This is a genomic window from Streptomyces sp. NPDC031121, assembly GCF_055570615.1.
Map to the genome: position 1 here is coordinate 694,319 of NZ_JBVIGV010000001.1, position 13,228 is coordinate 707,546.

Genomic DNA, 13,228 nt, shown 5'->3' on the forward strand with positions numbered 1-13,228 from the left:
CATGGCAGCCGAACAGCAGGACACGGCGGTACCGGCGGCGGTGCGCGAGCAGCACATGCTGCTGGCCGAGCAGGTCGAGGAGCACCGCTTCCGGTACTACGTGAACGACCAGCCGGTCGTCAGCGACGCCGAGTTCGACCGGCTGCTGCGCTCGCTGGAGGCGCTCGAGGAGCAGTACCCGGAGCTGCGCACGCCCGACTCGCCGACCCAGAAGGTGGCGGGCGCGTACGAGACGGACTTCGCGTCCGTCGAGCACCGCGAGCGCATGCTCTCCCTCGACAACGCCTTCGACGACGAGGAGCTGTCCGGCTGGGCGGACCGCGTCGCCCGGGACGTGGGCACCCCGGACTTCCACTACCTGTGCGAGCTCAAGGTGGACGGCCTCGCGGTCAACCTCACCTACGAGAAGGGCCGGCTGACCCGCGCCGCCACCCGCGGCGACGGCCGCACCGGCGAGGACATCACGCCCAACGTCCGCACCATCGCGGAGGTTCCCGACCGCCTCTCCGGCGACCGCATCCCCGACCTCGTCGAGATCCGCGGCGAGGTCTTCTTCCCGATGGAGAAGTTCGAGGAGCTCAACGCCCGCCTCGTCGCCGCCGGCGACAAGCCGTTCGCCAACCCGCGCAACGCGGCGGCCGGATCGCTGCGCCAGAAGGACCCCAAGGTCACCGCGACCCGCCCGCTGCACATGGTGGTGCACGGCATCGGCGCCCGCGAGGGCTTCGGGATCGCCACCCTGTCGCAGGCGTACGGGCTCCTGCGCGAATGGGGCCTGCCCACCGCCCGGCACAACCGGGTGGTGTCCTCCCTGGCCGAGGTCCGCGAGTTCATCGCGCACTTCGGCGAGCACCGCCACTCCGTGGAGCACGAGATCGACGGCGTCGTCGTCAAGCTCGACGAGATCCCGCTCCAGGGCCGGCTCGGCTCCACGGCGCGCGCCCCGCGCTGGGCGATCGCCTGGAAGTACGCCCCCGAGGAGGTCAACACCCGGCTCGTCGACATCAAGGTGGGCGTCGGCCGCACCGGGCGGGTCACCCCGTACGCGCAGGTGGAGCCGGTGACGGTGGCCGGCTCCGAGGTGGAGTTCGCGACCCTGCACAACCAGGAGGTCGTCAAGGCCAAGGGCGTCCTCATCGGCGACACCGTCGTCCTGCGCAAGGCCGGGGACGTCATCCCCGAGATCCTCGGCCCCGTCGTGGACCTGCGCGACGGCACCGAGCGGGAGTTCACGATGCCCGCCGAGTGCCCCGAGTGCGGTACGCCGCTGCGGGCCATGAAGGAAGGCGACATCGACCTGCGCTGCCCCAACGCGCGGACGTGCCCGGCCCAGTTGCGCGAGCGGCTGTTCTACCTCGCGGGCCGGCAGTGCCTCGACATCGAGAACTTCGGCGCCGTCGCCGCGGCGGCGCTCACCAACCCGCTGGAGCCGGCCGAGCCGCCGATGCGCGACGAGGGCGACCTGTTCGACCTCACCATCGAACAGCTGCTGCCCATCAAGGCGTACGTCCTCGACGCCGACAGCGGGCTGCCCAAGCGCGACCCGAAGACCGGCGAGGAGAAGGTCGTCACGGTCTTCGCCAACCAGAAGGGCGAGCCGAAGAAGAACGCCCTGGCGATGCTGGAGAACATCGCCGCGGCGAAGGAGCGGCCGCTGGCCCGCTTCATCAACGGCCTGTCGATCCGGCACGTCGGCCCCGTCGCCGCGGAGACGCTGGCGCGCGCCTTCCGGTCCGTCGAGCGGATCGAGCAGGCCACCGAGGAGGAGCTGGCCGCGACCGAGGGCGTCGGGCCGATCATCGCGGCCGCCGTCAAGGAATGGTTCGCGGTCGACTGGCACCAGGAGATCCTGCGCAAGTGGCGGGCCGCCGGCGTCCGCATGGAGGACGAGGGCTCCGGCGAGGACGAGGGCCCGCGCCCGCTCGAAGGCCTCACGGTCGTCGTCACCGGCACCCTGCAGCACCACACCCGCGACGGCGCCAAGGAGGCCCTCCAGAGCCGCGGCGCCAAGGTCACCGGCTCGGTCTCGAAGAAGACCTCCTTCGTCGTCGTCGGCGAGAACCCCGGCTCCAAGTACGACAAGGCCGTACAGCTGAAGCTGCCCGTCCTCGACGAGGCGGGCTTCGCCGTCCTGCTGGAGCAGGGCCCCGAGGCGGCGCGCGCGGCCGCCCTCCCTGCCGAGGGCGGTGCGGCGGCGGCCCCGGCGGTCGAATAGCACCCCCGGGCCGTCCGCACGGCGCAGGCGGCGCCGGTGGACGGATGCGTGGCGTGCGGCCGTGCGAGCGGGCGCACGCCCGGCGCGGCAGCCGGCGGCAAACGGCCGGTACAGGGCTGTTGGCGGCGTGGTGACCTGTCGGATCATCGGACGGGTGAGCCGGGGGTCCTGGTCCCAACTCACCTGTTCGGCGGATACCGTACTGATGAGGATGGCTGGGTCGCGTTCGGGCAACCGCCGCCGACCGCTGCCCCTGGGAGCCTCTCGCGTCCTACTGTTGAGGGGTGCGCCTGTCGTGCACGGCTGCGTGGTGCGATGCCAGCCGTGATGGCATGACATCGGGGCCATCGCGTGACATCGGCAGAGCCGGCTGTGAGAGGGACGGGCATGAAACCCACCGATAGCGCCGACCCGTCACCTGATGTCGGCGGGGAGATCCCGCCCATGCGGACGGGACGGCCGGGCGTCCGGCGCGCCAGGACGCCCGACACCCGCCCGCTCGACACGGGGACGGGACAGCAGGGGGCCGCGCAGCGCACCGTGCTGCCGGTCGCCGTGGTCGGCCTGGCCGCCGTCCTCCTCGCCGCGGCCGTCGCGGCGGCGCTGATCGACCGTCAGGCGCTGTTCCCCGGCGGCGCGGTCGGCTGGGCGCTCGCCCTGCTGACCGGCATCATCGTCGGCCACCTGGTCGCCCTCGGCCGCGACCGCTGGTGGGGCGGCACCGGATCGGGCGCGGCCCTGACCCTCGGCGTGCTCCTCCTCTACGGCTGGCTGCCCGCCGGGCTCGTCTCCCTCTCCGTCGTCTCGCTGGTGTGGGCCGCCCGCCGGCACCGCTGGCGGCAGGGACTGCTGCACGGCGCCGCGGACATCCTCGGCATCGGCGCCGGGGCCCTTGTCCTCGCCGCCTTCGGGGAGGCGCCCACCGTCGAGTCGCCGTGGACGCCGGACACCTGGGGCCTGGAGGCCGCGCCCGAGGTCGTCCTGGTGGCCGTCGCCTACCTGCTGGTCACCCGCCTGCTGCTGTGGCTCGCCCTGGGACGGCGCGGCGGGGGCCTGCGCACCGCCGCCCGCACGGCCCTGCTGCGGCAGGCGTTAGTCGCGGTCGCCCTGCTCGGCATCGCCCCGCTGATCTGCGTCGTCGCCGTCGCGCAGCCCCTGCTGCTGCCGCTGTTCGCCGTGCCGCTGATCGCCCTGGACTCCACCCTGCGGATCGCGCGCGCCCGCGCCGAGGAGCAGCTGCGCGACCCGCTGACCGGGCTGCCGAACCGGCAGTGGCTGCTGGAGCGCACCTGGTCCGCGCTTGACGAGGCTGAACGTTTGGGCACCCGCTCGGCCCTCGTGCTGATCGACCTGGACCGCTTCCGGGCCGTCAACGACACCCTCGGCCACCTGGCCGGGGACCGGCTGCTGCTCCAGATCGCCGAGCGGCTCCACCAGGCCCTGCCCGGGGAGGCCGAGGCCGCCCGGCTCGGCGGCGACGAGTTCGCCGTCCTCCTGCCCGTCGCGGACTCCGCGACCAGCGCCCAGCGGGTCGCCCGGCACCTCGTCGCCGAACTCAGCTCCCCCCTGGACCTGGACGGCCTCACCCTCGTCCTGGAGGCCAGCGCGGGCCTCGCCGTCTTCCCCGACCACGCGCTCGACGCCGAGGGGCTGCTGCGGCGCGCCGACGTGGCCATGTACCAGGCCAAGCGGGACCGCACCGGGGTGGAGGTGTACGAGTCCAAGCGGGACAGCAACACGCCCGACCGGCTCGGCCTCCTCGGCGACCTGCGCCGCGCCCTCGACGCGGGCGAGGTCGAGCTGCACTACCAGCCGAAGGTCCGCTTCGACGGCCAGGTGGCCGGTCTGGAGGCGCTGGTGCGCTGGGTGCACCCGGAGCGCGGGCGGGTCCCTCCCGACGAGTTCATCGCGATCGCCGAGACCTCCGGGCTGATGCCCCACCTGACCGAGTACGTCCTGGAGACCGCCCTGGCCCAGGTGGCCCGCTGGCGGGCGCAGGGCCTCAAGGTCCCGGTCGCCGTCAACGTCTCGCCCCGCGACGTCCACACCCCCGGCTTCGCCGGCGCGGTCGCGGCCCGCCTCGCCCGGCACGGCGTCCCCGCGAGCGGTCTCCAGCTGGAGATAACGGAGCACGTCCTGCTGGAGGACCCGCAGCGGGCCGCCGACACGATGGCCGGCCTGACCGGCCACGGCGTGAAGATGTCGCTGGACGACTTCGGCACGGGCTACTCCTCGCTCGTCCACCTGCGCCGGCTGCCGGTCAGCGAGCTGAAGATCGACCGCTCGTTCGTGGCCCGGCTCGCGGTCGACGCGCAGGACGCGGAGATCGTCCGCTGCACCGTCGACCTGGCGCACTCGCTCGGCCTGCTCGTCGTCGCCGAGGGTGTGGAGGACGACGAGACCTGGGAGCGGCTGCGCGACCTCGGCTGCGACGCCGTCCAGGGGTGGCTGGTCGCGGCCGCCATGCCGCCGCAGGAGGCCACCGCCTGGCTGCTGGCCCGCGGCGAGCGCGGCTGGCGCCGGCCGGCGGACATCACCCGCGAGCTGTCGCCGGCCCCCGCGCCCGCGGAGTCCCCGGCGCCGTAGCGGCACGCGCCCGGGCCCGGGCCCGGCGGTCCGCCCGCGGCGCGGTCCGCCCGCCGCCGGGCCCGGCGGGCGCCCCGGGGGCAAAGGGTGTCGTGGCCCAGGGGCCCGGCCCCATAGGATTGGTGGGAAAACACTCACTCACCACCCCCAGAGGATCGCTGCATGCCTGGCATTTCGCGCGAGGAGGTCGCCCACCTCGCTCGGCTGGCGCGTATGGAACTGTCCGGTGAAGAGCTCGATCACTTCGCCGGACAGCTCGACGACATCATCGGCGCGGTCGCCCGCGTGTCCGAGGTCGCCGACCAAGACGTACCGCCGACCTCCCACCCGCTGCCGCTGACGAACGTCATGCGCGCGGACGAGGTCCGACCGTCGCTCACCCCCGCGCAGGCGCTCTCCGGCGCCCCCGCCCAGGAGCAGCAGCGTTTCAAGGTGCCGCAGATCCTGGGGGAGGACTAATCACCATGGCTGACACGCACATCATCAAGCTCACGGCCGCCCAGACCGCCGAGAAGATCGCCTCCGGCGAGCTGACGGCCGTCGAGGTCACCGAGGCCCACCTGGCCCGCATCGAGGCGACCGACGAGAAGGTCCACGCCTTCCTCCACGTCGACCGCGAGGGCGCCCTCGCCCAGGCCCGCGCCGTCGACGCCAAGCGCGAGCGCGGCGAGGAGCTCGGCCCGCTGGCCGGCGTCCCGCTCGCCCTCAAGGACATCTTCACCACCGTCGGGGTCCCGACCACCGTCGGCTCGAAGATCCTCGAAGGCTGGATCCCGCCGTACGACGCCACCCTGACGCGCAAGCTGAAGGAAGCCGGCGTCGTCATCCTGGGCAAGACCAACATGGACGAGTTCGCCATGGGCTCCTCCACCGAGAACAGCGCCTACGGCCCCACCGGCAACCCCTGGGACCTCACCCGCATCCCCGGCGGCTCCGGCGGCGGCTCCGCGGCCGCGCTGGCCGCCTACCAGGCGCCCCTCGCCATCGGCACGGACACCGGCGGCTCCATCCGCCAGCCCGCCGCCGTCACCGGCACCGTCGGCGTGAAGCCCACGTACGGCGCGGTCTCCCGCTACGGCATGGTCGCCTTCTCCTCCTCCCTCGACCAGGGCGGCCCCTGCGCCCGCACGGTCCTGGACGCGGCCCTGCTGCACGAGGTGATCGCCGGGCACGACCCGCTGGACTCCACCTCCATCGACGCGCCGGTCCCGCCGGTCGTCGAGGCCGCCCGCAACGGCTCCGTCGCCGGCATGCGCGTCGGCGTCGTCAAGCAGTTCCGCGGCGAGGGCTACCAGGCCGGCGTCGTGCAGCGCTTCGAGGAGTCCGTCGAGCTGCTGCGGGAGCTCGGCGCCGAGATCGTCGAGCTGGACTGCCCGTCCTTCGACCTCGCGATGGCCGCGTACTACCTGATCGCGCCGTCCGAGTGCTCCTCGAACCTGGCCCGCTTCGACGCCATGCGCTACGGCCTGCGCGTCGGCGACGACGGCACGAAGTCCGCCGAGGAGGTCACCGCGCTGACCCGCGAGGCCGGCTTCGGCGACGAGGTCAAGCGCCGCGTCATCCTCGGCACGTACGCGCTGAGCTCCGGCTACTACGACGCGTACTACGGCTCGGCCCAGAAGGTCCGCACGCTGATCACCCGGGACTTCGAGAAGTCCTTCGAGCAGGTCGACGTGATCGTCTCCCCGACGACCCCGACGACGGCCTTCGCGATCGGCGAGCGCACCGACGACCCGCTGGCGATGTACCTCGCCGACCTGTGCACCATCCCGACCAACCTGGCCGGCAACGCCGCCATGTCGCTGCCCTGCGGCCTGGCGCCGGAGGACGGCCTCCCGGTCGGACTGCAGATCATCGCCCCGGCGATGAAGGACGACCGGCTGTACAAGGTCGGTGCCGCCGTCGAGGCCGCCTTCACCGAGCGCTGGGGCCACCCGCTGCTTGAGGAGGCTCCGTCGCTGTGAGCGCACTGTCCAAGGCCAAGGGCTTCAAGAAGTCGAAGTCCGGTACGTACCTGTCGATCGCGACCACCGCTTTCGGCGCCATCAGCGTGATCAAGCAGGCCAAGAAGGCCCGCACGGAGCAGGACACGCTCCAGCTGGTCGACGCCGTGGTGTCCGCCGCCGCCATCGTCACCGGTCTCGCCATCCTTTACCGCGAGCTGAAGCGCCTCGGCGACGACGACGTCCTGCTGGGCTGAGAGGGAAGTTTCACTGTGACCGTCACCGAACTGCTGTCGTACGAGGACGCCCTCGCGTCGTACGACCCCGTCATGGGCCTGGAGGTCCATGTCGAGCTCGGCACGAAGACCAAGATGTTCTGCGGCTGCTCGACCGAGCTGGGCGCCGAGCCCAACTCGCAGACCTGCCCCACCTGCCTCGGCCTGCCCGGCTCGCTGCCCGTCGTCAACGCGACCGGTGTCGAGTCCGCCGTCAAGATCGGCCTCGCGCTCCACTGCGAGATCGCCGAATGGTGCCGCTTCGCCCGGAAGAACTACTTCTATCCGGACATGCCGAAGAACTTCCAGACCTCCCAGTACGACGAGCCGATCGCCTACAACGGCTACCTCGACGTGCAGCTGGAGGACGGCGAGGTCTTCCGCGTGGAGATCGAGCGCGCCCACATGGAGGAGGACACCGGCAAGTCGCTGCACGTCGGCGGTGCCACCGGCCGCATCCACGGCGCCTCCCACTCCCTGCTGGACTACAACCGCGCCGGCATCCCGCTGATCGAGATCGTCACCAAGCCGATCGTCGGCGCCGGCTCCCGGGCCCCCGAGGTCGCCAAGGCCTACGTCGCCGAGCTGCGCGAGGTCATCAAGGCCCTCGGCGTCTCCGAGGCCCGCATGGACAAGGGCCAGATGCGCTGCGACGTCAACCTGTCGCTCCGCCCGCACGGCACCGAGCAGTTCGGCACCCGCTCGGAGACGAAGAACGTCAACTCGCTGCGCTCCGTGGAGCGCGCGGCGCGCTTCGAGATCCAGCGCCACGCGGCCGTCCTCAGCAGCGGCGGCACCATCGTCCAGGAGACCCGCCACTTCCACGAGGACGACGGCTCCACCACCTCCGGCCGCATCAAGGACAACGCCGAGGACTACCGGTACTTCCCGGAGCCCGACCTCGTCCCCGTCGCCCCGTCCCGCGAGTGGGTCGAGGAGCTGCGCGCCGGCCTGCCCGAGATGCCGCGCGTGCGCCGCAACCGGCTCCGCGAGGAGTGGGGCGTCAACGAGCACGACATGCAGTCGATCCTCAACGCGGGCGCGGTGGACTCCATCGTCGCCACGATCGAGGAGGGCGCCGACCCGGCCGCCGCCCGCAAGTGGTGGATGGGCGAGCTCGCCCGCAACGCCAACGAGCAGGGCGTCACGGTCGACGAGCTGCCGATCACCCCGGCGCAGGTCGCGCGCGTCGCGGCGCTGGTCGCGGCCGGCGACCTGAACGACAAGCTGGCCCGCCAGGTCATCGAGGGCGTCCTCGCCGGCGAGGGCACCCCCGACGAGGTCGTCGAGAAGCGCGGCCTGAAGGTCGTCTCGGACGAGGGCGCGCTCGGCGCTGCCGTCGACGAGGCGATCGCGGGCAACCCCGCCATCGCCGACAAGATCCGCGGCGGCAAGGTCGCCGCCGTCGGCGCGCTCGTCGGTGCGGTCATGAAGACCACCCGCGGCCAGGCGGACGCGGCCCGCGTCAAGGAGCTCATCCTGGAGAAGCTCGGCGTCTCCGCCTAGCCGGAGCCGGCGGCTCCGGCCCGCTGTACACGGAACGGCCCGCACCCCCGGGGGTGCGGGCCGTTCCGCTTCGCTGCGGCGGCTGTCAGCGGGCCGGGGTGCCGGGGGCGTCCAGGAAGGCCAGGCGGGCGCGCTTCGCCGGGATGCGGATCTCCGGCAGCACGATCTCGGGCAGCTCGACCTCCGGGCCCAGCGCGAACCCGGAACGCTCCAGGCGGGCGATCGCCTTGGCGTTGCGGGCGTCGGGCTCGGCGACGAGGCGGCGCGTGGTCCCGTCGGAGAAGGCGAACGCCGTGAAGGCGCCGATCAGCCGCCCGCTGAAGCCGCGCTCGGCGGCGCCCGCGGCCGGGGCGAGGAGCAGGTGCACGCCGGTGTCGCCGGGCAGCGCCTCGTAGCACTCGGAGACCCGGTCCGCCGTGCACTCGTACGTCTGGAAGAGGGCGACGGGCACCCCGTCGCGGCGCGCCAGGAACGCGTGGTGCGTGGTGCGGCGGTCGAGGTCCTCGTAGACCTCGCGCACGAGTTCGGGGCTCGCGCCCGTCATGCCCCAGAAGCGGGCGCGGTCCTCGCTGACCCAGCGGTGGATCAGCCCGGCGTCGGCGGCCGGGTCGACGGGGGTGAGGGTGACGGTGCCGAAGCCGTCGACGGCCTGCGTGTGGACGGGCTCGCGGGTGGTGGTGGCGGTCATGCGTCTTCCCTGGTGAGGCGGGTCCAGTCGGTGACGACGGGGACGAGTTCGCAGCGTGCCCACAGCGGCAGCTGGTCGCGGTGGTGGGGCGCTCCGGCGACGCCGTCGGCGCCGAGGGGCACGGCCCACAGGCTGTCCTCGCGGCGGCGGAGGTCCCACACGTAGCGGGCGGCCGAGGCGCGGCCGCACAGGTCGGTGAAGCCGGGGACGGTGGAGGTGGCGTTGACGCAGTCGTGGTCGCCGCCGAGGCCCGGCCACTCGGCGTCCGGGTCCGGGAGCGCCGACCACGGCGCGAGGCGGTGCACCTCGGACCAGGGGGCCTCGGGCGTGGCGGCCGCGGCGGTCTCCTCCAGGGCGGCGCGGACGTGCGCGGCCCGGTCGAGGCCGGGGAGCAGCGGCGAGCGCAGCAGCCCCTCCAGGGCGTAGCCGATGCGCGGAAGCAGGTACAGCCAGGGGTGGAACACCTCCGGGCCGGACGGCGGCCCCGCCAGGCCCTTCAGGGCCGGGTCGGCGGCGAAGCGGCGCACGACGGCGGCGCGCAGGGCGGCGAACAGGGTGGCGTCGGTGCTGCCGGCGTCCATGCGCCGGTCCCAGGCCAGGAGCCGGGAGCGCAGCGCCTGTGCCGCGGGGGAGAGCCCCTCCGGGGCGGGCAGCAGGGCGAGCAGCGGCTCCGCGGAGGCCAGGCGGGTGTCGGCGTGGATCGCGGCCATGGCCTTCGGGGACCAGTCCTCCGCGCCGGAGAGCAGCTCGCGGATGCGGTCTGCGCGGTGCGGGGGAGCGAACTCCACGCCGAGGGGAGAGGCGATGCCGCGGGCGTTGGCCATCACGGCGAAGCCCTGCACCGGCTCGGCGGGCGTCTGCGCCCAGCCCTGCCAGGCGTGGCGGGCGTCCCAGGCGGGCACGGGGCGCAGCCGGTTCGCGGGGTCGCGCAGCGGGACGGCGCCGGCGACGCGGTGCAGCAGGCCGCCCTCGGAGTCGGCGGCGTGGACGACGTTGACCGGCTCGGCCCAGCCGTCGAGGGCGCGGTCGATGTCGGCGACCGTGCGGGCGCGCAGCAGGGCGGGCAGCACGGCGAAGCCGAGGTCGCGGCGGACGCGGGGCGGGTAGCGCAGCGAGAGTGTCTGGTCGGCGCTCTCCTCGCGGGTGATGACCGGGCCGCGGGCGGTCTCCAGGACCTCGACCTCGACGGGGTCGGCGCCCGCGACGGCGATGGTCTCGGTGTGCCGGTGGACGGGCTCCCACACGCCGTCCGGGCCCAGCGCCTCGGTGCCGGAGCCGCCGGCGGCCGGGCGGAGCCGCTCCACGTAGAGGTCCTGGTAGTCGGACATCGCGTTGGTGATGGCCCAGGCGGCGGTGCCGGTGTGGCCGAAGTGGGCGAGGCCGGGGATGCCGGGGACGGCGATGCCGACGACGTCGTACTCCGGGCAGGCCAGGCGTATCTGCTGGTAGACGCCCGGCTCCTCGATGATCCGGTGGGGGTCGCCGGCGATGATCGCCGAGCCGGTGGCGGTCCGGTCGCCGGAGACGAGCCAGCCGTTGCTGCCGGCGGCGCCGGGGCCGTCGGTGGCGAAGAGGGTGGCGGCCTCGTCGCCGAGGGCGCGGGCGGCGCGCTCGCGCCACAGCTTGGTGGCGAACCCGGCGAACAGGATGTGCGTGGCGATCCAGATGCCGAGCGGGACCCACGGCTCCCACGGGACGGGGGTGTGGCCGGTGCGGGCGAAGCGCTCGTCGCGGGCGGCGCCCCGGGCCAGGCCGTCGTTGACGCCGTCGACGTACGCCCCGACCCAGGCGGCGGTCTCCGGATCGAGCGCCTCGTGGCAGCGGCGAGCGGTGTCGTCGAGGCGGCTCTGGCGGGCGAAGCGGTCCCAGGCGAGGGACTCCGGGCCGAGGAACGCGGCGCTGGCGCCCTGCGAGCGGTGGCGTTCGACCTCCAGCTGCCAGGCCCGGTCCACGGCCGTGGCCCGGCCCTGGGCGTAGGCCAGGCGGAGCGGGTCGGGGGCGCGCAGGTGCGGGATGCCCCAGTCGTCCCGGTACAGCTCGAAGTCGTCCGCGTCGCTCACAGGCTCACACTCTTCCCCAAGGCATTAGGTTAGGCTCGCCTAAGTGTAGGGGGCGGGTGCGGGTGCGGACGCGCGGGTCGGCCGGTCAGGCCCCGGTGGCGCCGTCGAGGGCCTCCCGCAGGAAGTCGGCGTGGCCGTTGTGGCGGGCGTACTCGTGGACCATGTGCAGCATCAGCAGCCGCAGCGAGGCGCTGCCCCCAACTGGGCACGAAGACCGCCACGTCGAGGGACGCGGCCTCCTCCTCCACGCGCCGCGCGTGTGCGACTTCCGCGTGCCACGCCGAGAACGCCTCCTCGCGGCCGCAGCCCTCCGGGTCGTAGGCGGCCTGGAAGTCGCCGCTGTCCGACCACAGGTGCGGCACGGCCGCACCCCCCCAGGGTGCGGCGGAACCAGTGGCGCTCCACCTCGGCCATGTGCCGCACCAGGCCCATCAGCGACAGGGTCGACGGCGGCATCGAACGGCGCCGCAGCTGCTCGTCGGTGAGGCCCTCGCACTTCAGGGCGAGGGTCGCGCGGTGGTAGTCCAGATACGCGCGCAGGGTCTCGCGCTCGCCGCCGGTCAGGGGCGGGTCGATGCGTTCCACGGGCGGATGCCCTCCTTGTCTCATGCCCGGCCGGGGCCGGGGCCGGGGCTCGGAGCGGGGTCGTGCAGCGGGGCGGCGGCGGGCTCCCGCACGTACGGCACCGTCGTACCCAGTACGCCGAAGCCCAGCCGCTCCAGGATCGGGCGGCTCTGCGCGGAGGCGTCCACATGCAGGTACGGGATGCCGCGCGCCGCGGCGATCCGGGCCCGGTGGGCCACCAGCAGCCGGTAGACGCCCCGGCCGCGCCACCCGGGCACCGTGCCGCCGCCCCACAGCCCGGCGAAGGGGCTGCCCGGCCGCATCTCCAGCCGGGCCGCGCTCACCGGGACGCCGCCGGCCGTCGCCACCACGGCGGCGACGGTCTCCGGCGCCTCGCGCAGCCGCTCCACCACCAGCTCCCGGATGCCGGGCGTGTGCCGGCCGAAGGCCGCCGTGTGGACGCGCTCCATCAGGTCCGCGCCCGCCGCGTCGTGCACCGGGTGCAGGGTGATGCCGGCGGGCGGCTCCAGCGGCAGCGCCGCGAGCTCCTCCGTCCGCCCCACCAGCACCGTCTCGGCCGGCTCGGGGACGAAGCCCGCGGCGCGCAGCCGTCCGCCCAGGTCGGCCGGGCGGTCGTGCCCGTACAGCTTCCACTCGAACGCGGAGCCGCGGCCGGCGAAGTACGCCACCTGCGCCGCGATCGCAGCGTCCGCCGTGTGCTCGTCCAGGTCCGACCAGACCACACCGTTCCAGCCGCTGCCCGGCGAGGTCTGCCGGACCACCCGGCCCGCCCGCTCGACCCGGCACCGGGCCGTGTCGGGAGGCGCGCACTCGCGCACGTGCCGGTCGTACGCGGCGAGCAGCCGCGCCGGCCCCTCGTGATCGCTTCCCATGGCGGCAGCCGACCACCGGAGCGACGGTCCGCGCAACTGCATTAGCCTCACCCCCGTGAACGACCTCTGCATCCACACCGGCAAGGCCGCCCCCGACGCCGCCGCCGACCGCGGCTGGCTCCTCGGGCACTTCAAGGACCCCGGCGACGCGCGCCACAGCGCGGACGTGGAGATCAAGTGGGGCGTCCACCCCAAGGGGGACGCCCGGGCGCAGTGGACCGCGGGGGAGGAGCGCACCGCCCTGCTGGTCCTGATCAGCGGGCGCTTCCGGATGGAGTTCCCCGATCGGGACGTCGTCCTCGCCGAGCAGGGCGACTACGTGGTGTGGGGCCGCGGCGTCGACCACTCCTGGTACGCGGAGGAGGAGTCGGTGGTCCTCACCGTCCGCTGGCCGTCCATCCCCGGCTACCGCGTCGACGAGCCGGCGGCGCAGCAGCAGGCCTGACCGGCCCGCCGCCACCGGTGCACATCTGTGATGATGCACACGAAACGGACCAA

General features: G+C 74.0%; 11 protein-coding genes and 1 pseudogene. 7 read left to right on the forward strand and 5 right to left on the reverse strand.

Features of this window, described 5'->3' with window-relative positions; translation table 11 throughout:
• The first annotated feature begins 1 nt into the window (after position 1).
• From ligA to gatB, 6 genes are all read left to right on the forward strand, one after another.
• Complete coding sequence (ligA, locus tag ACZ462_RS03195; RefSeq protein ID WP_467802731.1) at positions 2 to 2,215, forward strand: NAD-dependent DNA ligase LigA; 2,214 nt, start codon at positions 2 to 4, stop codon at positions 2,213 to 2,215.
• Between the two features lie 540 nt (positions 2,216 to 2,755).
• Positions 2,756 to 4,801, forward strand: a complete 2,046-nt coding sequence (locus tag ACZ462_RS03200; RefSeq protein WP_467802889.1) for a putative bifunctional diguanylate cyclase/phosphodiesterase — start codon at positions 2,756 to 2,758, stop codon at positions 4,799 to 4,801.
• A gap of 162 nt (positions 4,802 to 4,963) precedes the next feature.
• Positions 4,964 to 5,260: an Asp-tRNA(Asn)/Glu-tRNA(Gln) amidotransferase subunit GatC gene (gene gatC / locus ACZ462_RS03205; protein ID WP_114054294.1), complete on the forward strand. Its 297-nt coding sequence runs from the start codon at positions 4,964 to 4,966 to the stop codon at positions 5,258 to 5,260.
• A gap of 5 nt (positions 5,261 to 5,265) precedes the next feature.
• Positions 5,266 to 6,765 (forward strand): Asp-tRNA(Asn)/Glu-tRNA(Gln) amidotransferase subunit GatA, encoded by a 1,500-nt coding sequence (gene gatA, locus ACZ462_RS03210; RefSeq protein ID WP_467802733.1) that lies wholly within the window; start codon positions 5,266 to 5,268, stop codon positions 6,763 to 6,765.
• Positions 6,762 to 7,001: a hypothetical protein gene (locus ACZ462_RS03215; RefSeq protein WP_467802735.1), complete on the forward strand. Its 240-nt coding sequence runs from the start codon at positions 6,762 to 6,764 to the stop codon at positions 6,999 to 7,001. The genes gatA and ACZ462_RS03215 overlap by 4 nt, the downstream gene beginning before the upstream one ends.
• Positions 7,002 to 7,073: 72 nt before the next feature.
• Positions 7,074 to 8,525, forward strand: coding sequence for an Asp-tRNA(Asn)/Glu-tRNA(Gln) amidotransferase subunit GatB (gatB, locus tag ACZ462_RS03220; protein ID WP_467802890.1), 1,452 nt, complete (start codon positions 7,074 to 7,076; stop codon positions 8,523 to 8,525).
• Positions 8,526 to 8,610: 85 nt separating this feature from the next.
• On the opposite strand, the gene ACZ462_RS03225 is transcribed toward gatB, so the two are convergent.
• The 5 genes and pseudogenes from ACZ462_RS03225 to ACZ462_RS03245 all read right to left on the reverse strand — a co-directional run bounded on the left by ACZ462_RS03225 (position 8,611) and on the right by ACZ462_RS03245 (position 12,730).
• On the reverse strand, positions 8,611 to 9,213 hold the full coding sequence (locus tag ACZ462_RS03225) for a GNAT family N-acetyltransferase (RefSeq protein ID WP_467802737.1): 603 nt from the start codon (positions 9,211 to 9,213) through the stop codon (positions 8,611 to 8,613).
• Positions 9,210 to 11,273: a penicillin acylase family protein gene (locus tag ACZ462_RS03230; protein WP_467802738.1), complete on the reverse strand. Its 2,064-nt coding sequence runs from the start codon at positions 11,271 to 11,273 to the stop codon at positions 9,210 to 9,212. The genes ACZ462_RS03225 and ACZ462_RS03230 overlap by 4 nt, the downstream gene beginning before the upstream one ends.
• Positions 11,274 to 11,358: 85 nt before the next feature.
• Complete coding sequence (locus ACZ462_RS03235) at positions 11,359 to 11,769, reverse strand: mycothiol transferase (RefSeq protein WP_467802891.1); 411 nt, start codon at positions 11,767 to 11,769, stop codon at positions 11,359 to 11,361.
• Positions 11,700 to 11,882 (reverse strand): annotated as a pseudogene (locus ACZ462_RS03240) (mycothiol transferase); the annotation flags it as partial. The pseudogene ACZ462_RS03240 and the gene ACZ462_RS03235, both read right to left, overlap by 70 nt.
• The gene (locus ACZ462_RS03245) at positions 11,879 to 12,730 is read right to left on the reverse strand and encodes a GNAT family N-acetyltransferase (RefSeq protein WP_467802739.1); all 852 of its coding nucleotides are present in this window, start codon (positions 12,728 to 12,730) and stop codon (positions 11,879 to 11,881) included. The gene ACZ462_RS03245 and the pseudogene ACZ462_RS03240, both read right to left, overlap by 4 nt.
• A gap of 55 nt (positions 12,731 to 12,785) precedes the next feature.
• Here ACZ462_RS03245 and ACZ462_RS03250 point away from each other — a divergent pair, with 55 nt between their 5' ends.
• Complete coding sequence (locus ACZ462_RS03250; RefSeq protein ID WP_467802740.1) at positions 12,786 to 13,175, forward strand: cupin domain-containing protein; 390 nt, start codon at positions 12,786 to 12,788, stop codon at positions 13,173 to 13,175.
• Positions 13,176 to 13,228 lie beyond the last annotated feature (53 nt).

Bases quoted from the DNA above. Each gene is read 5' to 3' on its own strand.
- ligA (WP_467802731.1), top strand. From the start codon at position 2: ATGGCAGCCGAACAGCAGGACACGGCGGTACCGGCGGCGGTGCGCGAG.
- gatC (WP_114054294.1), top strand. From the start codon at position 4,964: ATGCCTGGCATTTCGCGCGAGGAGGTCGCCCACCTCGCTCGGCTGGCG.
- gatA (WP_467802733.1), top strand. From the start codon at position 5,266: ATGGCTGACACGCACATCATCAAGCTCACGGCCGCCCAGACCGCCGAG.
- gatB (WP_467802890.1), top strand. From the start codon at position 7,074: ATGGGCCTGGAGGTCCATGTCGAGCTCGGCACGAAGACCAAGATGTTC.
- ACZ462_RS03225 (WP_467802737.1), bottom strand. From the start codon at position 9,213: ATGACCGCCACCACCACCCGCGAGCCCGTCCACACGCAGGCCGTCGAC.
- ACZ462_RS03245 (WP_467802739.1), bottom strand. From the start codon at position 12,730: ATGGGAAGCGATCACGAGGGGCCGGCGCGGCTGCTCGCCGCGTACGAC.